The organism is Streptomyces sp. NPDC054765 (assembly GCF_053612065.1).
This window is the reverse complement of sequence record NZ_JBSHBP010000005.1, coordinates 61000-84337: the sequence shown is the minus strand read 5'-3', so window position 1 is coordinate 84337 and position 23338 is coordinate 61000. Positions and strand designations below refer to the sequence as shown.

General features: G+C 71.9%; 17 protein-coding genes. 1 reads left to right on the top strand and 16 read right to left on the bottom strand.

The window, feature by feature from the left end; translation table 11 throughout:
- Nucleotides 1-50: 50 nt before the first annotated feature.
- The 3 genes from ACWGJY_RS05415 to ACWGJY_RS05405 are packed head-to-tail and all read right to left on the bottom strand — an operon-like array spanning nucleotide 51 to nucleotide 3528.
- On the bottom strand, nucleotides 51-401 hold the full coding sequence (locus ACWGJY_RS05415) for a UBP-type zinc finger domain-containing protein (RefSeq protein ID WP_453259466.1): 351 nt from the start codon (nucleotides 399-401) through the stop codon (nucleotides 51-53).
- Nucleotides 398-1855, bottom strand: coding sequence for an ATP-binding protein (locus tag ACWGJY_RS05410; RefSeq protein ID WP_453259465.1), 1458 nt, complete (start codon nucleotides 1853-1855; stop codon nucleotides 398-400). Before ACWGJY_RS05410 ends, ACWGJY_RS05415 begins: the two co-directional genes overlap by 4 nt.
- A complete protein-coding gene (locus tag ACWGJY_RS05405) occupies nucleotides 1852-3528 on the bottom strand; it encodes an FAD-dependent oxidoreductase (RefSeq protein ID WP_453259464.1) in 1677 nt (558 codons plus the stop codon). Before ACWGJY_RS05405 ends, ACWGJY_RS05410 begins: the two co-directional genes overlap by 4 nt.
- A gap of 538 nt (nucleotides 3529-4066) precedes the next feature.
- On the opposite strand from ACWGJY_RS05405, the gene ACWGJY_RS05400 reads away from it, so the two are divergent.
- On the top strand, nucleotides 4067-6964 hold the full coding sequence (locus ACWGJY_RS05400; RefSeq protein WP_453259463.1) for a LuxR C-terminal-related transcriptional regulator: 2898 nt from the start codon (nucleotides 4067-4069) through the stop codon (nucleotides 6962-6964).
- Here ACWGJY_RS05400 and ACWGJY_RS05395 read toward each other — a convergent pair.
- The 13 genes from ACWGJY_RS05395 to ACWGJY_RS05335 form a co-directional block, all read right to left on the bottom strand.
- Entirely contained in the window at nucleotides 6951-8177 is a 1227-nt protein-coding gene (locus tag ACWGJY_RS05395; RefSeq protein ID WP_453259462.1) for a thiopeptide maturation pyridine synthase, read from the bottom strand. The two genes, ACWGJY_RS05400 and ACWGJY_RS05395, sit on opposite strands and share 14 nt — an antisense overlap.
- A complete protein-coding gene (locus tag ACWGJY_RS05390) occupies nucleotides 8174-9265 on the bottom strand; it encodes a thiopeptide-type bacteriocin biosynthesis protein (protein ID WP_453259461.1) in 1092 nt (363 codons plus the stop codon). Before ACWGJY_RS05390 ends, ACWGJY_RS05395 begins: the two co-directional genes overlap by 4 nt.
- On the bottom strand, nucleotides 9262-11880 hold the full coding sequence (locus ACWGJY_RS05385) for a lantibiotic dehydratase (RefSeq protein ID WP_453259460.1): 2619 nt from the start codon (nucleotides 11878-11880) through the stop codon (nucleotides 9262-9264). Before ACWGJY_RS05385 ends, ACWGJY_RS05390 begins: the two co-directional genes overlap by 4 nt.
- A gap of 140 nt (nucleotides 11881-12020) precedes the next feature.
- On the bottom strand, nucleotides 12021-14045 hold the full coding sequence (locus ACWGJY_RS05380; RefSeq protein ID WP_453259459.1) for a TOMM precursor leader peptide-binding protein: 2025 nt from the start codon (nucleotides 14043-14045) through the stop codon (nucleotides 12021-12023).
- Between the two features lie 80 nt (nucleotides 14046-14125).
- Nucleotides 14126-14308: a hypothetical protein gene (locus ACWGJY_RS05375; protein WP_327227918.1), complete on the bottom strand. Its 183-nt coding sequence runs from the start codon at nucleotides 14306-14308 to the stop codon at nucleotides 14126-14128.
- Nucleotides 14309-14499: 191 nt separating this feature from the next.
- The gene (locus tag ACWGJY_RS05370; protein WP_453259458.1) at nucleotides 14500-16122 is read right to left on the bottom strand and encodes a SagB family peptide dehydrogenase; all 1623 of its coding nucleotides are present in this window, start codon (nucleotides 16120-16122) and stop codon (nucleotides 14500-14502) included.
- Nucleotides 16115-18085 (bottom strand): hypothetical protein, encoded by a 1971-nt coding sequence (locus ACWGJY_RS05365; protein WP_453259457.1) that lies wholly within the window; start codon nucleotides 18083-18085, stop codon nucleotides 16115-16117. The genes ACWGJY_RS05370 and ACWGJY_RS05365 overlap by 8 nt, the downstream gene beginning before the upstream one ends.
- Before the next feature lie 399 nt (nucleotides 18086-18484).
- Complete coding sequence (locus ACWGJY_RS05360) at nucleotides 18485-18751, bottom strand: hypothetical protein (RefSeq protein WP_453259456.1); 267 nt, start codon at nucleotides 18749-18751, stop codon at nucleotides 18485-18487.
- 44 nt (nucleotides 18752-18795) lie between these two features.
- Complete coding sequence (locus tag ACWGJY_RS05355; protein ID WP_453259455.1) at nucleotides 18796-19116, bottom strand: hypothetical protein; 321 nt, start codon at nucleotides 19114-19116, stop codon at nucleotides 18796-18798.
- Between the two features lie 483 nt (nucleotides 19117-19599).
- The gene (locus ACWGJY_RS05350) at nucleotides 19600-20205 is read right to left on the bottom strand and encodes a TetR/AcrR family transcriptional regulator (protein ID WP_453259454.1); all 606 of its coding nucleotides are present in this window, start codon (nucleotides 20203-20205) and stop codon (nucleotides 19600-19602) included.
- Nucleotides 20206-20645: 440 nt separating this feature from the next.
- Complete coding sequence (locus ACWGJY_RS05345) at nucleotides 20646-21494, bottom strand: NmrA family NAD(P)-binding protein (RefSeq protein WP_453259453.1); 849 nt, start codon at nucleotides 21492-21494, stop codon at nucleotides 20646-20648.
- Nucleotides 21494-21916 carry a nuclear transport factor 2 family protein gene (locus tag ACWGJY_RS05340; RefSeq protein ID WP_453259452.1) on the bottom strand — a complete coding sequence of 141 codons (423 nt, stop codon included), beginning with the start codon at nucleotides 21914-21916 and terminating at the stop codon, nucleotides 21494-21496. Before ACWGJY_RS05340 ends, ACWGJY_RS05345 begins: the two co-directional genes overlap by 1 nt.
- 773 nt (nucleotides 21917-22689) lie before the next feature.
- A complete protein-coding gene (locus ACWGJY_RS05335; protein WP_453259451.1) occupies nucleotides 22690-23154 on the bottom strand; it encodes a VOC family protein in 465 nt (154 codons plus the stop codon).
- Nucleotides 23155-23338: the final 184 nt, after the last annotated feature.

Sequence of the window (23338 nt, the reverse complement as noted above, 5' to 3'; positions counted from 1 at the left end):
CACCTGTCTCGTCGGGCGGTCTCACCGGGGGAGATGAGATCTCGGGGCCCTTAGCCCAGACGGTCGGCCCAGTCGTCCGGGACTCGTCCCGCGGGCCCGGGGGTGGGCTGATCGGCCGGGTGGCTCTCAGGGGGAGCCAGGTGCGGGCCCGAGGCGTACATCTGCGAGGTCTCGTAGTTCCAGAACCAGCCTTCGCCCGGTTCGAAGCTGCGGATCACCGGGTGCCCGGTGGCCCGCGCGTGGGCCGTCGTGTGCTTGGCGGGCGAGTCGTCGCAACAGCCGATATGGCCGCACTGTGCGCAGCGTCGCAGGTGGAACCACCAGCCGCCGTCGGCGTCGCACTCCGCGCATCCGGTTCCGCTGGGCGGGACCGAGGGGTCGATTCCGTTCGGGGAATTCATGACGGCTCCTGTGGGGGGTGGGGGTCGGCCGAGGCCAGCGGGAGGCGTACCTGGAAGCGGGTGTCGCCGGGGACGGAGTGGAACCGCAGGTCCCCGTTGTGTTTGTTGACGACGATGCGCCATGAGATGTCCAGGCCGAGGCCTGTCCCCTCACCCATCGGCTTGGTGGTGAAGAACGGGTCGAAGATGCGGTCGTGGATCTCCGCGGGAACTCCGGGACCGGTGTCGCAGAACTCGACGAGCAGATGGTCCCCGTCGCGCGCGGTGCGTACGGTCAATGTGCCCTCGGCGCCCGTGGTGTTCATCGCCGAGATGGCGTTGTCGATCAGATTTGTCCATACCTGGTTGAGCTCGCTGGGGTAGGCCGGGATCTCCGGCAGGCCGCGGTCGTAGTCCTTCACGACGGTGATGTGCGGGCCGATCTTCGCGGAGACCATCAGCAGGGTGCTGTCCAGCAGCTCATGCACGTCTGCGACCTGGTGGGGCGCCCGGTCGAGTTGCGAGTACTGCTTGGCCGCGGTGACGAGAGCCGAGACACGGGTGGTCGAATCCTCGATCTCGTTCATCAACAGCTCGGTTTCGACGGTGTAGTTGAGCCACCGCACCGCACCTTCGAGGGTGTCACTGTCCACGGCCGCGGCCACCTGGTCCAGCCACTCGGTGTCAAGGCCGGCCTGTACGAAGGTCGGCGCGAGCTGCCATCCGTCCCCGATGCCGTGGTCGTCCAGCCAGTCGGAGAGGGCGTCCTCGCGGTCCGAGGCTTCCAGCGGGCTCAGGGTGGTGGCCTTGGCGACGCGTTCGGCCGTGCGTTCCTGGACGTCGACGAGAGTCTCCAGACTGGCGCGCCGGTACGGGCCTGCCGCGATGATGCCGAGCTTGTGGCGCATTCCGGCAACACGCTCGCGGAGCGCGGACGTGGCGCGCACGGCCGCCGTGGCGGGGTTGTTCAGCTCATGGGTCAGCCCTGCGGACAGCGACCCGAGAGCCAGGAGCCGTTCTCGCTGGCCGACGGCCTCCTGGGTGCTCTTGGCGCCGAAGAAGAGGCCTTCCAGCAGGTGTACGGCCATGGGAAACCATTCGCGCATGATCGCGGCGAAGCTCTCCGCGGGCAGCACGAAAAAGCGGGAGGGCTCGATGACACGCAGGGAGCTGTTGTACTCCTGGCGCAGACGGTCACCCAGGTAGGCCTGGAAGGCTCCCGCGTACACCCCGCGGCTGGAGCTCCGGTTGATCTCCACGTCGTAGTCCCCGATCCGGCGCGAGAGCACGATGGTCCCTTCGAGCAGCACATAGAAGCACGTGGCGGCGTCGCCCTCGCCGTACACGGGCCCGGGTGCGAACTCCTCCACCCGGCCCTCGCGGCAGAGCCGGGCGATCTGGTCGGGGGCCAGCTTCTCGAACAGGAACAGCGAGCCGAGTTCCTCCTGACTGCACGGCAGCGGCCGGCCGTTCATGACTGCTCCAGATATCGGTGGACGAGCATGACCGCCATGGCTCCCTCTCCTACCGCGGAGGCGACACGCTTGGCGGACTCGGCGCGGGCGTCGCCGGCCACGAACACGCCCGGGACGTTCGTTTCCAGGTGGTAGGGCGGCCGGTCCAACTCCCAGTCGCCCGGCGGGCGCCCGTCCGCGGTCAGATCGGGGCCGGTCAGGATGAACCCGCGGGAGTCCCGGAGCACCGTGCCCTCCAGCCAGTCGGTCAGCGGGGCCGCCCCAATGAAGACGAACATCCACTGGGCGTCGACGAGTTCGGTGTGGCCGGTCGCCGTGTCGCGAAGGGTGATCTGTTCCAGTTGACGCGAGCCGTGGGCGGCGTCGACGACCGTGTGGGTGCGCACCGAGATCGTGGGTGTCTCGTCGACCTGCTGGACGAGGTAGTGCGACATCGACGTGGACAAGGACGGCTTACGCACCAGTACGGTGACCGATTTGGCGCTCCGGGCCAGGTATATCGCGGCCTGGCCTGCGGAGTTCGCGCCGCCGACGATGTACACGTCATGGCCTTGGCACGCGGCCGCTTCGGTCAGGGCCGAACCGTAGAACACTCCGCAGCCGGTCAGCTCGGCCACGTGTGGCGCATCCAGCTGCCGGTACGACACGCCGGTCGCGAGAATCACGGAGTGCGCGGCGACGGCGGAGCCGTCCGAGAACCGCACGACGCGCGACGCGCCATTGACCTCCAGTCCGGTGACCTCGCGCGCGGTCAGTATCTCGGCGCCGAACTTCGCCGCCTGCCGCCGGGCCCGGTCGGTGAGCTGCGCCCCGGACACGCCGTCCGGAAAGCCGAGATAGTTCTCGATGCGCGAGCTCTGGCCCGCCTGGCCGCCGGTCGCGGAGCGCTCCACGAGGACGGTCCGCAGGCCCTCGGAGGCCCCGTACACCGCCGCACCCAGGCCGGCCGGTCCGCCGCCGATGACGACGAGGTCGTAGAAGTCGGTTGCCGGGGTCGTCGCGAGGCCGACCCGGGCGGCGAGCTCCTGGTCCTCGGGCTCGATCAGGGCCGTGCCGTCCGGAGTGATCACAAGCGGGAGCCGCAGGCCGTCCTGGCCCGCGGCGCACAGCAGCCGCCGGCCTTCCGGGTCGTCGGACGAGTACCAGCGGTACGGCACCTGGTTGCGGGCCAGGAACTCCCGTACGGCCGATGAACGCGCCGACCAGCGGTGCCCGACGACCTTGGTGACGGCCACCGGCCGGTGGTCGGCGGCCCGCCAGGCCTGCAGCAGATCGTCGAGGACGGGGTAGAGCTTCTCCTCGGGGGGCTCCCAGGGCTTGAGGAGGTAGTGGTCGAGGTCGACGACATTGATCGCGTCGATGGCCGCGTTGGTGTCCGCGTATGCGGTCAGCAGCACCCGCCGGGCGTCGGGGTAGATGTCGAGAGCCTGCTCGAGGAACTCGATGCCGTTCATCTTCGGCATCCGGTAGTCGGCGACGATCACCGCGACGGGGCCGCCACGCAGCTTCAGCTCGCGCAGAGCGGCAAGGGCGGACTCGCCGGACTCCGCGCGCACGATGCGGTACGACGCGCCGTAGTGTCGCCGCAGATCGCGGGCGACAGCACGCGACACGCCCGGGTCGTCATCCACAGTCAGGATGACGGTCCGCGCCGGACTGGCGGCCTGGTCCATAGGCTTCCCGTCCCCGAGCCGATCGCCGTTCCGCACCGACTTCATGTGCCTGTCCGGCACGCCGGTGCGCCAGCAATACCCATCTTATGGGTGATTGTCACGCTGTGCTATGCAAGGTCAGGAGTGCGGCTTCCTGTCGGCAGCTGCTGGGGACGCTCCAGAGATGCCGGGGACGCGGCAAGCCGTGCGGCGGCCTGACCGTGCTCTCCGAGCGGGCGGAGGCGGGCCGCTCGCCCGCAACACATCCCCCCGCCGCGACCGGCGCGTGTCGTCTGCACTCATTCAGGCCGGTGATGCGGCGTCGTGGCCGCCGCGGTGGTCGGCGTCGTGTTCGGTTCTGGGCAGCTCTGGGCGGCTCTGGGCAGTACGCGCCGAGCCGTCCGGCAGGCGCTTGCCCGCATCGAGACATCCTGCCATAGAGGGTCTTTTTCAAGACGACTACCTACATATGCACTTCCTGTGGATCCCATGCCCTGTGAACTGATCGTCGGCCTTGTACGTAGAGCGGTGCACGACGGCCGGTGATCGGGAGGGGCTCATGGCGCTCGGGGAGACCGGCCGCAGGAGCGAGACGGCACGACTCCGAGCCGTGCTCGAACGGTCCCGCAGAGACCGTGGCCCGGCCGTAGCGGTCGTCCGTGGCGAGCCGGGAGCGGGGAAGTCGACGCTGCTCGATGCCTTCGGAGTGGCAGCGTCCGCGGCGGGGTTCCGCGTCGCCCTGGTGCGCGGGACAGGGGCCGAGGACTGTCCGTATGCGGCGGCCAATCTGCTCATCGCCCAACTGCGGGCCGGCGACGGGAAAGCCGTGGAGGTCCGGCACCGTACACCGCCCGGCGATGATCTCGGGGGGCCGGTTGCCGGGGTGCCGACGGAACGGGACGCCCCCGTCGCCCTGTGCGTGGACGACATAGCCCGGGTCGACAGCTGGTCGCTGCGGTGGTTGCTGGACCTGTCCCGGACGTTGCCGCCCGTGCCGCTGGTGATCGTGCTCACGGCCAGGATCTGCGGCGCCGGGGCCGAGACGCGCTCCGGCCCCACGTACGGGACCTCGGACGAGCCCGGAACCGCACTCCTGGCCGCTGCCGAACCCATCGACCTGCCGGGTCTGCGCACGAACGACCTGCCCGAAGCTGCCGCCGAGCGATGTCGCGTCCGTCTCGACGCACGAACCGCCGCAGTGTGCGGCGAGCTCACCGGCGGCAATCCCGCCCTTGTGCACGCCCTGTTGGCGCCGCACGCCGACAGCGCGCCCACGGCTGACGCTCTGCGTACCACCGCCGCGTCGGGCGCCCTGGCGGGAGCCGACCGCTGGCTGGCGCCGCTGAGCACACCGGCCCTGGCCCTCGCGCGGGCGGTCGCGGTGCTCGGCGGCGGCGCTGAGGTCGTGGACAGCGCCGAGTTGGCCGGCCTGACGGTCGAGGAGGCGCTCGGTGCCGTCGACCAGCTCGTCGACGCCTGCCTGCTCGCCAATCGCACCCCGCTGGCCTTTCGTCACCCGCTCCTCGAAACCATGGTTCTTGGCCGTATCGCCGCCGGCACCCGAACGGCCCTGCACCTGAGGGCGGCGGTCCTGCTGCGCGACCGGCAGGCCGCCACGACGACCGTCGCCCGCCACCTGGTCGCCGCCGGCCTCGTGGGAGAGGAGTGGGCCATGCGCTGTCTGTGGCTGGCAGCACGCCAGCTGGAGCAGGAGGGCAGGCCCCAGGATGCGGCACGTCATCTGCGCGCGGCGCTCCGCGAACCCCTGCGCCCCCACGAGAAGTCGGCCGTACGCCGGGAACTCGCCGAGCTGGACGCCTTCGTCGACCCGGAACGCGCCGTACGCCTCCTGGATGCCGCCCGCTGCGAGTCGCAGGCCCCCGGCGTCGTGCTGGAATACGCGCTGGCGCTGGCCGCCGTACTGACCGAGTGCGGCCGGGCCGAGGATGCCGTCACCGTGCTCGACGACGCCGCAGCCCGGCTCGGGCGGACACCGGGGGACGGCTCCTGGCAGCTGCGGTTGCGTCTGCACAAGGCGTTCACCTGCAGGCGTGGCCCCCTGTGGCTGGTGCAGGCGGCAGATCCGCCGGGGAACCTGACCAGCGAGACCCCGCGCAGGGGCATCGTGGGCCGGGAGCTCGCGGCGCTGCGCGCGGTACGAGCGGCCGACGCCGGGACCGACCGGGGCGCTGCCGTCCGGCACGCCCGGCAGGGCCTGCCCCTGGGTGAGGGATGGGGCTCGGACGGCTCGGCCACCCTGCTGTGGCACACCTGCGGCGTTCTTGTGGCGGCCGGTGAAGTAGCCGAGGCATGGACGCACTGCGGCCGTGGGCGCCAGGTCGCCGGCGCCCGACCCGGCCGCTGGGACCACGTCAAGGTCGAGTTGCTGCGCGCGGCGGTGCTGCGGGCCCGAGGGGACCTCCACACCGCCGAGGCCACCCTGGCCCCCGTGGCCGGCCGCCTGCTCGCCTCCGCGGCCACCGGCCACCCCGCGGCCGTGACCGCTGTGGCCGCCCTGGCCGAGGTGCGGGCCCTGAGGGGCGCGACCGACTCGGCGCGCGCCCTGCTCGCCGAGAGCGGCCTGGACCGGGATCCGCTGCCGTGGCGGCGGGACTCCGCGCACGCTCTGGCCGTACGAGCGGCGGTCCACGAGAGGGACGACCCCGCCCGTGCTCTGGAGGACCTGCTCGCCGCGGGGCGCCTTCTGGAGGAGGCGGGGGTGCAAAACCCCGCGGTGTTGCCCTGGCGCTCCCGTGCTGCTCGGATCCTCGCGGCGCGCGGCGAACGCAAGGAGGCTGCCGCACTCGCGGCTGCCGAGGTGGCGGACGCCCGCCGCTGGGGCACTCCGGAGTCCATCGGTACCGCGTTGCACGCACTGGCCCTCACCGAGACCGGCGAGCGGCACATCGACCTGCTCGCGGATGCGGCCGGGACGCTCGCCCGGTCCTCGGACCGCCTTGAACGCGCCGCGGTACAGGCCGACTTGGGCACCGGTCTGATCGAGCTGGGGCGCGGGGAGGCGGCCCGTGCCGAGTTGCTGTCGGCCCTCCGGCTCGCCCGCGCGTGTGGCGCGGAGCCGCTGGCACGGCGCGTCCAGGAAGCCTGGGGGCTGCTCCGGGTGACGGGCCGGGGAGCCCGGGAAGTCTCCGGGACGCCCGCGGCCGCACCCGGCCCCGCGGGCGCGGTGGAGCCCACCGTGCCCCCGGCGTCCGCCCCGTACTCCGCCCCGCACACCGCCCCGCAATCCACCCCGCACTCCGCCCATCCGCTCCTGGACTGCCTGACGCCCCAGGAACGGAAGATCCTCCACCTCGCCAAGGACGGACACTCCAACCGCGACATCGCGGGCCGGCTGTTTGTCGCCGTACGCACCGTCGAGTTCCATCTGTCCGGTGCTTACCGCAAGTTGGGGATCACGGGACGCCGCCAGCTCGCCGAGGTGTTCAGCGGCGGCTGATGCCGGGGCGGGCGACGGGCGGATCTCCGTGTGTTCCCTCCGCCCACTCGGCGCCGATCCGCCGCCAGGCGGGCTCCTCGTCCCCGTCAGGTTCGGCGACGTACCGTGCGAAGCTGGCGACGGCCGACGTGTCGTGCACCGACTCCACGGTCCGCGCCGCCAGGTGGCACAGCAGCCCGCGGTCCACGGGCGCCAGCCCCAGCCGGTTGAGGTGGAGGTACAGGTAGTTCATCACCAGGCGGAAGGACGCGAACCATGCGTCGTCGACGAGGAAGTCCCGGTGCCCGTGGTCGGACAGCAGGAGCCGGTGGAACTCGCTGAGCCGGCGCGTCGGCATGCGCGGAGCCAGCGCCGCCCCGCCCATCGACACCTCGCCCGAGGCGAGCAGCGGCTGCGCGATCCGCTGGTGCCGGCGCACGGCCCGCGCCCACTCCCGTACGAATGCCACCTCGGAGCCCGGGGCGTCGGTGCTCTCCGGCTCCGCGAGCGCCGCCTCCACCGCCCGCAACCGCGCGCCCAGGGCGGCTTCCTGCCGGCCGAACCGCTCGTCGAAGCGGGTGCGGTAGGCCACCGGATCGTTCGTGCGCGACAGGAAGGCATCCGCGTGCGAGCGCAGGGACAGTACGCCCCGCTCGATCGGGGCCCTGCCGTCCTCGAACGGGATCGCCGCCGCGCTCGCCGTGGTCCACATCAGGTCCAGGGCCAATACGGACAGCGGGGTGGTGCGCAGCTGCTCATACATCCGGAACGCGAGGTCGGTGGTGTCGGAGAGGAACCCGGCCAGCAGTTCGCTCGCGCGCAGCGAGCCGAGTATCTGCAGCCGGTGGTCGTACGGGCGCTCCACGACGGTGTTGTCCGCCACCCAGGGACGCAGCGGCCCGGTCTCCATCTCCAGCTCCGCGAGCCGCTCGTGCACGGGCGCGAGCGCGGCCTCGTCCAAGCGGACGGTGGAAGGGCGGGCCCGCAGATGGTCCGTGACGATGTCCACCACCATGGGGCGCACGTGCTCACGCCATAGTGCCTCTTCCGTAAGGAAGCTGAGGCGCAGGTGTGGTCCACGCAGCCAGTGCCGGCCGAACCAGGCGCCGCGTACCCGGGTCCCGACCGAGGTGAACGCCGGCCGGACGGCCCCGAGGATCAGCTCCGGCTCCGCGGCCTCGTCGTGGTGGTGGACGTGCAGGCTGTGCCAGGACGCCTCGGCGGGCCCGGTCATGCGACGCCCTGGGCCTCGGGCAGCTCGGACAGCACCCGGCCCACCAGGAACCGCAGCTGGTTCTCCTGCCACAGAGTGAGCCCGAGGCGGTTGTTCACCAGATGGGCGCAGCGCAACAGCACCAGACTGGTGGCAGGGTGGGCGGTGGCCGCCAGGCCCAGCGGATCCGCCAGCGGGGAAGCCGCCCAGTCGGCGGCGAACTCGCCGGTCTCCTCCATACGGTGCAGCTCGTCGCGCAGCCGCCGCACCGATGCCAGCCAGTATCCGCGCTGGTCGTTTCCGGGCGGCCGGTCCGTGAGCTCCCAGGTGTGCCGGGCCCGCGCGTGCAGCTGCTCCCGTTGGGCGCGGTAGCGCGGTTCGACATCGGCCGCCTCGGGGCCGCTCCCGAACGGCAGCGGTGGCCCACCGTGGCGCGCCCACCGGTCGCGGATCTCGTCGCACAGTGCGAACACGCCCACCACCAGGTCGAACGCGAGCAGCGCCCGCTGCTCCACCGTGGTGCCCGCCGAGACCACCGACAGCGCCAGCCGGCTCGACTCGCAGAAGTGCTGCTCCACGGCCGCGATGGCGGCGCCGCGGCCGTAGTCGGCGTGCTCACGTGCGTACGGCAGGAACTCCGCCGTGTTGTTGGCCCGCACCACGTCGTCGTGGCCCGCGCGGCCCTCCAGCCCGGCCAGTCCCTGCGCGACCTGCGCGAAGCCGGAGCGGTCCACGACGTCCGGGGCGGGCGACTCCGTCAGGAACGCGCTGAGGCGACGCTCCACCACGTCTGCCACGCCGGCGTGGTCACGGGCACGCGAGGGAAGCAGGCGCAGACGTACATGCGGGCCGCCCTCCCAATAGCGCAGGAAGAAGTACCGCTGGATCAGCCCGCGTTGCTCCAGTTCCGCCACCACCGGCTCGACGCAGCGTGTCAGCAGCGTGTCCTGGTCGGTGTCGTAGAAGACGTGTGCACACACCCAGTCCGCCGCCCGCGCGGACGCCGGGTCCAGACGAGCACTGTTGCCGGTGCCGGTGCCGGTGCCGGTGCCGGTGCCGGTGCCGTCGCCGTCGCCGTGTCCGTCGCCGTGTCCGTTCGTCGTGGTCATCGTGTCCGTCCTTCGTTGATCTCGATGAGGAATTCGGTCACCCGGGGCCCGCTGCCGTCGTGGTCCGGCATCTCCGAGGGGCCGGGCAGGGCCTCCTGGAGGAACACCACTTGCCCCGCACCGGCGGCGAGCAGCCGCTCGAAGACCCCGACGAGCAGCAGGTTGGCGAAGTCCACATAGAGCGGCTTGCGCGACTTGACCCGCCACACCTCCCCGCTGACCACCGACCGGGGGTCCAGGGCGCGCACGAAGCACCGTTGCGGCATCCGGTGCTCCGCCAGCCACCCGGCGAGCCGCAACAGCAGAGAACGGTCGCTCTCGCCCTTTTCCCGCCTCGGTACGGCGCCCGGCGGCAGCACCCACTGCCGGCGGCTGACCGTCGTACGGCCCACGACCACCCGCGGCTCGACCAGGACCTCGTGCACCTCGGCGAGGGACGGGTCGCCGAACATCCGTCGCCCGGGGATCAGGAGGTTGGACGTGGCGCCGAAGGTCTGCATCAGCAGGCGCAGCGCGGGCGGCAGCCACAGCTCCGCGATCAGGTTGGGGTGGACGGGGCGTACCTCACCGGCCCGCCCTCGCGCGTGCAGAGCGAGCAGGCCGAGGCCGGGGTCGTGTCGAATGAACAGGTCACCCAGACGGATCCGGTGCTCCGGGGACCGCAGGCTCAGCCCTCCGGGGTACTCGATCTCTTCGGCCACGGCGGACGCCCGCAGACCCACGTTGCTGCCGAAGTGGCGGCAGGTGTCGGCATGGATGAGGCCCGGGGACGGGGGAGCGGTGTCCACGGCCGTGTCCCGCACCCCGTCGACGCCCCCCTGGGTGAGGAGCCGCCGGATGCGGTCACGTCCCCGGCCGTGCCCGGAGTTGACGGCGTTGACCACGAACCCGGGCGCGGAGCCGGCGCCGAGTGGCTGGCCGTAGTAGGCCACGGAGTCCGGCGCGCGCATCCATGCGGGCCGGCGCTCCACCACCGAGAGCAGCCGCTCGGGGGCGATCCGGACGACACCCCGCGCATCGGCCGGTACTGCACGGACCATCTCGCACAATGCGCCTCGCATTGCGGCCAGTTCAGCCAGCCGGGGAAGCCGGTGCCGGTGCATCGTCCGGTAACCGTGCACGGCGACCGAGAGCAGGGCGGGTAACGCGGGGTCCTCGCGCAGCCAGGTCTGGACCAGTCGGTGGAAGGTCAGGAACGGCACCGCCTCGCCGGGACCGACGCGTTCGGCGAACAGGTCGGCGAGCGCGACCCGTCCGGGCAGCCCGGGATCGAGCACGGCGTAGCACTGCCGCACGGCATCCAGGTCCCGCAGGACCGGACCCCACGCGCGGCGGTCCGGTCCGGGGAAGGGCGCCGTCATCAGGGCATTCTCGATGACGCTGTTCTTGGCGGGCAGACTGATCCGATCCGGGCCGGCCAGGTCCCTGATCCGCCGCAGGGCTTCTGTGACGGCGTCGGTGGCGCGCACCCGCTGCGCCGGATCCGTCAGGTGCGGATAGTCCGTCAGGGTTGCCGCAATGACGGCGAGTTCCCGCTCGACCCCGACGAGATCCGGGCTGGTCGCCCCGGCCAGCCAGGAGCGCAGATCGGCGACGTGGTCGAGGGTCTGGTCGGCGAAGGGCCGCTCGGCTTCCAGCAGCCCCAGATCCTCCAGGCGCGCCAGGTACGCCGTGGCCGTGGCCGGGTCGTTCCCGGTGCGGTCCGCGACGATCCGGGCCGCCTCCTCGCGCGTGGGGCGGCCCTCGCGCACCACCTCCACGCACTCCCGCACCGCAGCGGTCCCGGGCAGGCCGCGCAACGGCTCCTCGGCGCCCGCCCCCAGGAACTCCCAGCGTCCGTCGGTGAGCACGGCACTCGGGTTGAGGCGCAGCCGCCTGCGCCCGGAGAGTTCGCGATGGCGGCCGAGTTCGCGTACGACCTGTTGGACGACCCACACGTTCAGCTCGGCGACCGAACGCACCCGGGGGCCGGTGGACGCCCGGTCTCCCGCACCGCCGCGCCACGTCCCCAGGCCGCTGGCGGTGAACGTGCTGAAGGGGCTGGTCTTCATGCTGACCCGCGCCAGGTACTTGGCGAGCCGCAGCGCCAATGAGCGCTCCGGCGCGCGCTCGTCGGGGCTCGCGAGCCACTTGCGCACCTCGGCGAGGAGCACCGGACTGCTCAGTACGAGGCCGTGCTGGAAACCGGGATCGGATGCCGCCTTGCGCAGCAGCACGTGCTGGGTGGCGAGGTGGTGGCCGATCAGGTCGTCCAGCCGGGCCACCGCCTCCTGATGACCGGCCCGCAGCCGCGCCCAGGCGTCCACTTCGTCGACGACGGCTTGGGGGAGCAGTGCCCGGATGCCGTCGTTCCAGTGGCGCTCGGCGAGCGGACGGCGATTGTGAATGGCCCGTCGCAAGGCCACCAGGAGCGGCTTGGCGGAACCACCGCGCCCGATCTGCTCGTAGAGGCGGTCGGACAACACGGATGCCTGGAGGTCCAGTTGGCGTTCCCCGTCGCGTACGGACCCGGCCTGGCGCCACAACTCCGGCGCGCGCATGTCGTCCAGCGTGGATGCGGGCAGCCCGCCGATCCGTACGCCGAAGGCGTCCGGTGTGGAGAAGTCCTCGGTCATGGCCGGCTCCAGTCACGGGAGGTGCGGAAACGCGGGGGTGGGTGGCACGGGAAGTCACGGAAACGTAGAAGTCACGGAAACGGGGAAGTCACGGGGATAGGGAAGTCACGGGGATAGGGAAGTCACGGGGGACGGGGAAGTCACGGGAACGGGTGCGGGTGCGGGCTGATCTCCTCCTCGGCCAAGGGCTCCTTGCGGTAGCCGAGTTCGGAGGGGAGCCGCAGCAGCCGGGGAAGCCCGTGGGTGCGGCGCATCGGGTGCCCGAACGTCATCGGCAGCAGCCCCGGCACGATCACCTTCGCGCAGGACAGCCCGCCCGCCCGGTGCTCGTCCGTGGTCTGGTCGACCACGACGACGTCCAGGCCCCGATCGGTGAAGCGCGCCACCGCCTCGGCCAGGTCGTCGCGGATGTCCGCGCCGCGCGGCCGGCACGTGGCGTGCGCGAACGCCTCCTCGACGGGCAGGCCGCCCCTCTCCGTGTCACCGCCGTCGCCGAGCAGGAAGGCGAACCGGTCGAACGCGGCCGGGTGGCAGTACAGCAGGGCGTGATCACGCATCTCGCGCACCAGAGCGGGATCGTCGACCATCGCCGCGATGCGGTCCCGCTCCTCGCGGAAGGCGGCACGGTTCCACCCCAGGTTCGCTGCGAGTTCCAACAGGCCGTTCCTCAGGGCGCATTCGGGATCGAAGTGCGCCCCTGCGGCGCAGACCGCGGCGGGTTCGTCGGGCCGGCCCGGTCCGCTCGGACCTACGGCCATCACCCATGCCGTGGGGATGCCGTGCTCCGGGGTGGTGGCGAAGGCCAGCACCCGGTGGCCGCTGTCCTGCCGGATCCGCTCGGCGAGCGCACCGACGCGGGGGTCGGACACCGTCCGCAGGTCGACCCGCGGCACGGGGAGGCGGGCGTACCAGGTCAGCAGGAACGCGTCCCGCTCGGCGAGTTCGACCAGCCCGTGCAGCGCCGCCTCCTCCAGACAGCCGCCCAGCGCGCACCCGTTGGACACCTCGTATGCCAGCGGCCGGGCCGCCGGGTTGTCGTGCCGGGTGCGGTAGTACGCGTAGTCCTCGGGTACGAGGACGGGGGCGTCGCGGGCGAAGGAGTGTCCCCACACCCAGTTGAGCTCCAGGCCCGGATCGTACGGCGGATAGGGGAAGTCCGGCTCGGCGTATCGCTCGGGCGGGTACAGGCCCAGGCCGAGGGGGCACAGTGCCCGGTCTGCCACCTCCGCGAAGCCGGACCGCACTGTCGTCCGGCGCCCGCCGGGCCGGGCCCCGCCCAGCCGCTCCAGGGCCTCGGCGAGCGCGGTGCGGGCGCAGGCCCCGTAGTCCAGGTCGCGGCCGAAGCCGGCCTCCTGCTCCCCGCCCGGCAGGTGCAGCGGGGCGGAGACCATGGGATACGGGTAGTCGGTCCGCACGTCGAGCTGCCGTACCAGTCCCGTGCGCCCGTCGACGTACCGGGCGACCAACTCCTGCCAGCCGGTTCGCAGGTCGCGCACGCGCGCGACGTCCGGGGCGGGCTTGGGCCGGGGCAGCTCCATGAGGACGGGTGGCCGGTCCTCGGGGAGCCCGCCGCACCAGGGGCACGCCGGGTCGGGCAGGAAGGGGTGCACATCGATGGCCATGGTCGTCAACGACACAAAGGCGAGGGCGTTGTCGGTCAACCGCCCCGTGCCGGCTGTCAGATCGCTCTCGACGAGCGTGGCGGCCGTTTCGCACGCCCAGGTGGTGAGGACCGGCGACGCACGGCCGGCGAGCCGGTCGCCGTGCCGCTCCAGGAGAGCCGCCCGCGGGCTGTCCTTGCCGAGAGCCCGCTGCCGGCGCGTCCGGGCGCAGCGGGCACAGCCGGCCCGGCCCGGGACGGTCGTCGGGCCGACCACGAGCAGGCCGAGCTCGACCCCCACCGGCAGCCAGGGGACGTCGGGGCGCGGTGGCTCGGCCGCGGTCACCCAGCGGTCCTCGGCCGTGACGACCGCCTCACACGCGGGACCCTCCTCCGGAACCAGCTGGTGGGTACGTGACAAGGCGGCGCGGATCGTCGAGGCGAGGACGCCCCTGCCGATGACGGCGACACGGGCCGCGGGGGCCGTCGCGGGGTCGGCGGGGTGAGCCGGGCGGAGGGTTTCGGCGGGCCGGCCGGTGCGGGCCGCTGTCGCTGCGTCGGTCAACGTCACTTCCTCGTCGTTCGCCGGGACGCCGCGTCCGGCGGGCGCGGGGCCCGCCGAACGCGGCGGTGCTGCTGCTTGTTTCAGCAGCAGCAGCAGGAACAGCAGCTCGCCGGGGTTCCGGTGGACGTGCAGTTCGACGCGCCGATCTCGACCATGGCGTGACCCACGTTCACGGTTTCCAGGCTCGCGCCCGGTGAGGTCGGCAGGATGTCCAGCTCGTCCGCACTGAGGTCGGCGAGGTCGAGAACGAGTTCGTTCTGCATCGCGATCCCCTTTCTCCTTGGATGGATGAGAAGTTGGCCAGTCACTGGTTGTTCCGCATCCTGCGGCCCGCGCGTGCTCGGTGTCTTCACGGTCCGACCGCAGGACCGGCCGTAGCACGGGCCGTAGTACGTGCCGCGGGCGCGGCCGTAGGCCCGCTGTGGCCCGTCCCACGAGGCACCGCAGGTGCGGTTCACCAGATGAGCTGTGGCTCGTACTGGGCGGTGGGCCGACGGCCGCCCACGATGAGCGTGAACACCGGTACATGGGCGGCGTCCAGGCCGATCAGGTCCCTGATCATCCCGTCGTGGTAGCCGTTGGTGATGCGTGCGGACAGCCCGGCCGCGGCGGCGAGCACACTGACCCGCTGGGCGACGATCCCGGCCTCCTGGTGCAGAACGCGGTACCCCCGGGCCCCGAACCACCGTTCCCCGGCCAGCCGGTTGGCGGTGAGGAACACCAGGGCGCCGGCCTTCGCCGAGTTCACCGCCGGAGTCCGGTCGCACAGCATGCCGACCACGGCGCGCCAGTCCCGCGCCGGCAGCCGCAGCAGCGCGGGCGGTCCCGTCGTGACGTCCAGCCGGTGCAGCCCGGGGGAGACCCCGTCCGTGCCGAGCACGAGTACGTAGGCATCCACGAGGGGGCGGCACGGTGCCTCGGTGTGGTCGGACGAGACGGGCTCCAGCGCGTACCGCAGGGCCGACGCCAGTCGTTCGACGGCCACGGGGCGGGCGGCCGGGAGGAACATCCGCCCGCCCGAGTCCCGGGCACGCAGCGCGGCGGCCAGGTCCACACCGCCGGCCCCGGGCTCCGGACCTGCGAGTCCGAGGACGCCGTCCGGGGCCGGCGCCTCGCCGGGCGGGTGAAAGTCGTCGGGGTCCACGGGAGCACCGGGGCCCGCGAGCCGGGCCGCCAGGTCGAGGGCGGTCAGCCCGGACCACGCACCGTCGGATGTGCGGTTGGTCCTTACGTGCACAGGGTGAATGTCCGGTAACTCGCCCGGAGGGAGAGGCTGTTGAGGAGATCTGACAGGCGCCGGCGCGGCATCCTCGGCGGGCGCCAGGTCGATCACCGCGAACGCCGTCTCCTCCCTCCCGTCGAGCCCCAGTGCGCGGTTGACCACCGCGTCGTCGAAGCGGTGGTGCACCCTCCCGCGGAGCCCGAGCGCGGCACCGGCCAGCAGCGCGTTCCCGACTGTCATCCCCGCTTCCTGCGCACACAGCCGGTACGCGTAGTCCCGGTAGCGGAACGCGGTCTTGCGGAACCAGGCGGAGGCCACAAGGAGTCCCGCCGCCGCGCGTACTCCCGCGCCGGTGCGCACCGCGCGCGGTACACCGCCCTCGCGCAGCAGCGTCAGGCAGTGGTGCGCCGGGTGGTAGTGGTAGCACCCGGCGGGCAGGTCACCCGCCGGATGTGCCAGCCACAGGTACAGCTCCACGGGGTGGAAACAGCGCGCGGACGCGACCATCCGGTGGTAGGGCCACACGGCGTGCGGACCGAGCTCGATCCGGCCGACCCCGTACGTCCAGTACAGCAGCGCGGAGAGCGCGCGCTCGTCCAGGACATCGAGGGTGGGGGCGCCCTGCGGACGGGCGCCGCGGAACGCGCCGAAGGACCAGCGCGCGTCCCCGATCCGCCGCGCCGGCTCGGGAAGCACGTAGCGAGGCAGCCCGCGATACGTCTTGACCGGCAGCGGGTCGTCCGGGCCGCCCTCCTCGCCGTGGCCCTCGGCGAAGAGGTCCTGGACCCCCTCGAAGGTCCGCCACCAAAACCGCAGGCCGACGGAGTTGTGCAGCCCGTCGGTGGCGCTACGCATCCCTCCGTGCCTCCGCCCGCCGCTCCGCTGCCGCCGTGTCCTCCCCGGTCTCGTCGGCGAGGACGACGCGCACGAGGAAGGGCAGCAACGCGTGCACCGCCGGATCGTGGTCGAGCGGCACCACGAGCGGGCGCGCCCCTCGCGACCGCAACGCCTCGACCATCCGCTCGGGCCCTGCCGGGGCAGGCAACTCGGCGCCCTCGTCGGACGGGACAAGGGTGCCGAGCTGCCCCAACCGGGCGGGTGCGTAGGCCGGTTCGTCCGTCATCGCCGACTGGCGGTCGAGCAGGACCGCGCGGAGCCCCTCGACGACCGCCTCCTGCCCGCACGTCGCGGCGGCCGGGCGGCCTCCCTGCCACCAGGCGAGGACAGGTACGCCCAAGGCCTCGCCGATGTCGGCCACTTCGACCGAGCCGCGCGAGGCATGCAGCAGGTCGAGGAGCCGCCGTGCCCCGGGGGCCAGAGCGTCGGGCTTCAGCGGCACGTGCCGAGGCCGTGCCCGCCCCTGTGCCACGTCGCGCAGAGCCAGGCCTGCACAGTGCTGGGCAAGGCCGTCCGCCACGGCAGCGTCCCAGCTGAGCCGGGCGGCCACCCCGCCCTCGTGGCCGGTGGCGAACACCCGGCCGGCCGCCACCGCCTCGGCGCGCCGCTCGTCCGGGGCCCAACCCCATACCGTGCCCCCCGGTCCGTACCTGCGGTCATCGGTGTGGTGCGCCGCATACGAGGCGAGCCCGCGCAGTGCCGCGTCCCGGCGTGCCTCGGCGAAGCCCGTCCCCGCCCCGTGGACCGGCGCGGCGCCCCCCGCGCGCGGCACCGCCTCGGTCACGTTGAGCGGCACCTGGGTGAGCTCCCCCTCGTCGAGGGCGTGCAGGACACCGACGTACGGGTCGAAGCAACGGGATGCGCGCCGGGAGAAGGTGTCGTCGTCCAGCGGCGCCGTGGCGCCGAGCCGTTCGAGGCGCCGCGTGAACTCCTCCCGGGTCTCCGGACGGGCGGGGGCCGCCGTCGGGTGGGGCAGGAACGCATGCGTGGAGGTGCGCAGCGTCTCCAGGTCGATCCGCGTCACCTTCCGTGCACCGTCCGCGGCTTCCTTGCTGCCGGCGGTCCCGGTGAGTGCGGTGAACGCCGCGAGTCCCAGGTGCGAGGCGACCACCGCGGCGGCCGGTCCGGTGAGGAAGGCATTCGGCCGGAACGGCCCGCGCGCGTCGAGCCGCAACCACGCCGACCGCCAGGCGGTTCCGGCCGGCCCCAGCCACGCGACGTCGTCCACCACCAGCCCCTGCACCAGCAGCGCACCCGTCTCCCGGCACAGCTCGTCGAGCCGCATGGCCCGGTCGACGCCGGTCCCGTCCGCGGCGTGGAGCACCGCGTCCGCCCGGTCGACGAGTCGCTCCAACTGCCTCTCATCGAAGAGAACATGGTGCAGATTCTGTTCCGGGTCACGTAAGGCGGCTTCGGCGGTGAGCTCCGCCAGGCGCTCGGTATGGGTGCCGGTCTCCTCCGTACGGACGGCCCGCAGGTTCCGCACCCCGGAGCGCAGCGCCGAGCAGACCAGCGAGACGAACACCGGGCCCGCGCCCACCACGACGATCTCGCTGTTGCGGTAGGTCTCGAACCGCCGTGCCGCGGAATCCCCGTGGTACTCAAGGAACGCGATCTCGGACGCGTACGTCTCCAACTCCCGCTGTGTGAGCCGGTGCGGCAGATCCTCCCGCGCATCGACCAGGCAGCCGGCGGCGTGCAGTTGACCCACGAGGGCGTGCACGACCTGCCGCTTGTCGTCAGGCAGCCGCCCCACCAGGTCGTCGAGCTCGACCGAACCGTCGAGGTGCGGCGCGAGCCGGTCCAGCCACCGGTAGGCGGACCTGCCGCGCAGGGCGAGGTCGGCACCGGCACCGAAGACGTGGACGCCGTCGCCGGTCGGCACGTACAGCACATCGGACTTGAGTCGGGGGCGCATCATCCGCCTTCGGGGTCGGGCATCCGCCGTTCCGGGTCCGATGCGTCATCGGACCCGGCGCCGGATCCTGCAGTCGGTCGGGGCCCAGCCGAGTATCGGGGCGGTTCGGGACCATGTCTTCACGGCCGGGCCACAGGACCTACCGCAGGTTTTGGTCGCCGTCGCCCACGGGTCGCCGCGCCCCGTTCCCGGTCCGGGTCGCCCGCGTACAGACAGACGCGCCAGGCCCGACGAGGCGGAGAAGCGGAGCAGACGCCGGACGCGCCCAGCTGCTGCCGACACCCGCCAAGGGCTGCGATGAGACGTCGGGAGCGGATCGGCTCCCCGTTCGCGGGGCACGCCGGTCCGGAGCCCCTCGGCGGGAGGCGGGGCCACGGACCGGCGGCACGTCAGACGGTTGCCCTACACCTTGAAGTAGTCGTTCCAGGCGTCGATGAGCATCTGTCGGACGGATTGATCAGCGTGTTGGGCGGCTTGATTGAACGTGCCGGTCACGCCGTAGTAATAGTAGGCGCCGTCATTCGTCGCCATATGGTCATCGCTCGGATTGTCGACGTGGCGACTGAAATGGACATTCGCAAATGCCGCGACGACGGTGCATACGTAATACACCCAGTTTCCCGTCAAATTCTCCATGGCATTTGTGATGCGCCAGTTCTGCATGGGCACGACGGTCCCCCTCCTTCGTTCCGGTCCTCGGATCAGACCTCGGATCAGACCTCGGACAACGAGATGTCACCCGTGCTGCTGACCGTCATCTGGTAGTCCTGCGGGCTGTGCCGGACGGAGGCGAGGATGAACTCGCCCCTGCCGTCATCCCACTCTCCCTTCACCTTCCAGTCGTCGTCCCAGATGATGCACCGGCCCCGTCCGGTCTGCACGCTCAGCGGCTTCTCCTTGTGCTGCGAGATCCACGCGTAGGCAGAACTGTGCGACCTCGGACTCACCGACTCGCTGTCCCCGGCATGCTCTTCATTGACAAAAGAAACGTAGGCGTTCGACTGATTGTCGCAGCCCTTGATTCCCGTGGTCATGCAGGTTCCTTCCCTGGAGCTGAGCTCCCCCCGGGCCGCACAGACCCAAATTCCTGCGCGGCGCAACTTCCTGCTGAACCTCAGAAAAATCCCTGCCCGTCGGGCTCCCGCAGAAACACGAGGGGTTGGTCGCTGGAATGTTCGCCATGGCTGAAGGGGAGCTTTTGCAGGGGGGATGCGCGGGCGCATGCGCCTATTCCGCCGCCGGGGCGAGAGCCGCCGACGAGCGGTCAGCGAGCGCCTCGTCACCGCAGGCCGTGGCACAAAGGGCAAGTGACACGGCGACAGGCCTGCCGAGGATCGGCCACGAGACCGACGAGCAGCCCGGCAGCCCGGCAGCACGTGACCCCGGGGTACCTCGCGCGCCCGCAGGGCCCGGTCCACGGTCCAGTTCCCGGATTCCGTCGGCGGCACGTTCAGGCGTCCAGGCTCCACAAGCGTGATCGGGCCGGGGGCCACCCGCAGCTGCTCGGGAACGGCAGCTCATGCCTCGTTGCGCGCGCCGGGTGGATTGCAGCTGTTGCCGAGGACGTTGTCCACGTAGGCCGCGAGCGAGGCCCGCAGGCCTTCGGGCGTCATGTTCTGATCGTCGATCAGGTGCACCACGAGATCGGCGCGGATGGCGGCCAGCAGCGCGTGGGCGGTGAAATCCGCGTCGGAGACTCCGGGTGTTTGATCCAGGGCCACGCGAAGGGTTTTGTGCCACCAGTCGTAGTGCTCGGCTCGGTAGGGGTTGTTGAGCCCGGCGTCCTCCGCGGCCGACATCAGGTGCCGGTTCTCGATCTTGAAGCGCAGCGAGGCATCGAGGAGTTCCCTCGCCCGCTGCCGCGGCGAGGACTCTCCTACGTCCTGCGCTTCCCGCACGGCTCGCTGCAGGGGTTCGAGGCGGGAGGCGAGCACGGCGCCGATCAAGCCGGCACGGTCACCGAAGCGGCGGAAGAGGGTGCCCTTGCCGACACCCGCGGCCGCGGCGATGTCGTCCATCGACACGCTGTGGGGGCTGCTGCTGCCGGCGAAGAGTGCGTCGGCGGCAGCCAGGACGGCTTCTCGGTTGCGCAGGGCGTCTGCGCGCTCTGTGCGTGGGGCCACGGATCCTCCTTGGGCTTCGGCCTGTCCCGGCCCCCGGGAATGATAGGGGGTGGGTTCCCGCGAGTGGCGGCTCGCGCCCGGCTGCACTTCCCGCACCTGGGGCGGCGGCCGAGCGCTCTGCGCGACGGGCAACGGGGCGGATCGTGTCGTCGAGCCAGTCGAAGATACGCGCTACTGCCAGGCGGAGGGCGCCCGGGTTCTCGCAGGGGATCTCCACAGGTGTGACGTCGGGGAGGTGCGTGATGGCGTCGCGGAAGCAGGCGATGCCGCGCTCGTGGGCATGGCCGATGCGCGGGTTGCCGGGGTTGCCGGGGTTGCCGTGGAGGAAGAATGAGGCCGCGGCGATGACCTCACCGACGTCCGGACCCCGTAGGCGGCGAGGCCACGGTTGCGCAGGGTCTCGGACCAGTCGGACCGGAACGGTGGATGGTCAGGGAACATCAACTGCTGCATGCCACCTCCCTTTCGGCAAAGGCGCGGAAGGTGCCCGGTGGGCGGCCGGTGAGGCGCTGGACGGTGTCCGAGGTGCGGTCCTCGGCCCCGTCGGCGATGGCGCGGTCCAGGCCGGCCAGCAGGGTGGCGAACTCCAGCGGTATCTCGGCCGCCCAGCGGTCGCGCAGCTGCGCAAACGTCAGATGCCGGTGCACCACGGGCCGCCCGGTGACCTCGCTGATGATCGAAGCGACGTCGTCGTAGCTCAGGGGCTGCGGCCCGGTGAGGATCAGGTCGGTGTCGGGGGCCTGCTCGTCGGTCAGGGCGCGTACGGCGACGGCGGCGATGTCCGCTGCGTCGACGAAGCCGACGCGGCCGTCTCCCGAGGCCGTCAGAATGGCGCCGTCCTCGCGGATGCTGCGCGCGTGCGGTGTGGAGCCGGTGAAGTTCTGCATGAACCAGGAGGGCCGCAGCACCGCCCACTGCGCGAACAGGCCGGGCAGCGCCTCGTGGACCTGTCCCACCGCCGGTCCGCCGGCGGGGATCGCCGATGAGCTGAGCAGCACCGCACGGTGGACGCCGGCCGCGCGGGCCTGGCGGAGAAACGGCAGCATGACCGTGGCCGGGTCCGAGGAGCCGATGGGCGGGATGAGGTAGACGCGGTCGACGCCGTCGAGGGCCTCGCCCCAGGTGGCGGGCTCGTTCCAGTCGAAGCGGACAGCCTGGGCGCCCTCCACCGGGGTGGCGCGTCGGCTCGCGGCCTTGACGCGGTGGCGCTCGGCGATGAGCCCGGCGGCGACACGGCGGCCGGTGGTGCCGGTGGCCCCGGTGACCAAGGTGGCGCTGGGGGTGTGCATCAGTTCGCTCCTACGAAGTCGGCGCCGGGCTGTTGAACGGCAAGCGGGTTCCAGTAGTCGCGGTAGTAGGTGATCCGCCCGTCCTTGACCGTGACCACGGCGATGTAGGTCATGTCGAAGGGGCTGCCGGTCTCCACCAGGCGGCCGACCCCGCGCATCTCCACCACCACCCTCTCGGGGCGGGTGGTCTGGTGGATCTGCACGTCGGGGTAGTCGTGGACGTCGATGTGGTCGGGGTAGTGGCGCATGTAGTCCGCGATGGCCTGCCGGCCCTCCAGCCGCTCGGGCCAGCCCTGGGGGGCGAAGGGGAACTCCAGGACGCCGTCCTCGTCCCACAGATCCACCCAGGCGGGGATGTCCTTCTCCAGCAGCAGTTGCAGACCGTGGCGGTACAGCTCCGCGGCTGTTAGGGGCACTGTCATGATCAAGGTTTCCGTTCTGCTCGAAACGCAGCGATCCCGGACCGTCGGTTTGCGGCCTGTCGTCACAGGAGGGGCGAGAGCTCCAGTGGTTCCTCGCGACCGTTCCTCGTGACGGGCACCCGAATGAAAAACGGACCGGCAGTCCATGTAGAGGGAACCATACGGACTGCCGGTCCGATTCGCAAGCCTGGGGGTGGCCGGTACGGCGACCAGGCGTTCGCGGGTCCGGGGCATGGGGTGGCCGGTTCCCTGTTGACCCGGCCAGGCGGCTGCCGGCCTCCTTCGGGATGTCCGGCATCGACGTCTGGTGGGCGATCGCTGGGCACGCCGTGATGGTGGCCGATAACAACCCTGGGCGGCGGTGCCGGACGCTGGGTTCGGGCAGGCTCCCCGCGAAGGACGTGACCTGCCAGGCACCCGCGCCCGCACGTGAGCGCAGCAGCGCCAACGAACTGCCGCTTCCCGCACCTCCGGGCATCCCGGGGATGCCCCGCCGCCTCTGACCCGTTCCGGACGAGGTGAGTGACGTGGGGCTTCTGCCGAGCGGAGGCCCCACGTCGTGTGGGGACCGCGCAGAGGGCGGCCGTGACCTCCGGCCGCCCCGGATGCCTGGTGGCCTGCGCGTATCAGAGAGTCGGCAACGTGACGGGCCTGTCCGGGCGGGCAGCGACATCACGTGCCTGGGCAGGCGGCGCCATGACCTGCCGGGGCGAGCAGCACCCTGAGGCCTGCCGGGGCGAGCCGCACCCAGGGACCTGCCGGGGGAGGATGAACTACCCGGACTCGGTGTCGGTGTCGGTGTCGGTGCGGGCGAAAATACCTTCCAGCATTCCGGTGGCCTGCCCGACCTCGATCAGGTAGCCATCGGGATCGCGCAGGTAGCAGCGGACCTCGGCCCGCCGGTCGATCGGCGGTGTCAGGAACTCCGCTCCCTTCGCGCTCCATTGGGCGTAGCAGGCCTCGATGTCGGCCACCCGCAGGTTCATGAAGCTGGAGACGGTGTGCGGTTCGCCGGGCGCGACCAGCGTCACCTCGGGCTTGTCCGGGGTCGGGCCGCCGCCCGGATTCATGATGATCCAGCTGTTGGCGAGCTTCACGATGCAGGGGTTCTCGTCCAGGACGACCTGCCCGCCCATGACCTCGCTGTAGAAGCGGCGCGAACGGGCCACATCACGCACCGTCAAGAAATGCGTCATGAGAAGCCCCTCACTCGGGGCCGGAATACCGGCGTTGTCCATACCAAGCCTCTTTCCGCCGACGCGGCACTCGGCGCACTACCCATCTTCGTGAGCCTGACGCCGTCGGGACGCACGCCGTCGCCGGCGCCGTTTCCGCCTGTCCCGTACCGTCCAAGGGCCTCCGCCTTCCATGTCATCCCGCCACGGTGCCCGCTGCAACCCGTGGCCGCCCGGCCGGAGCCTG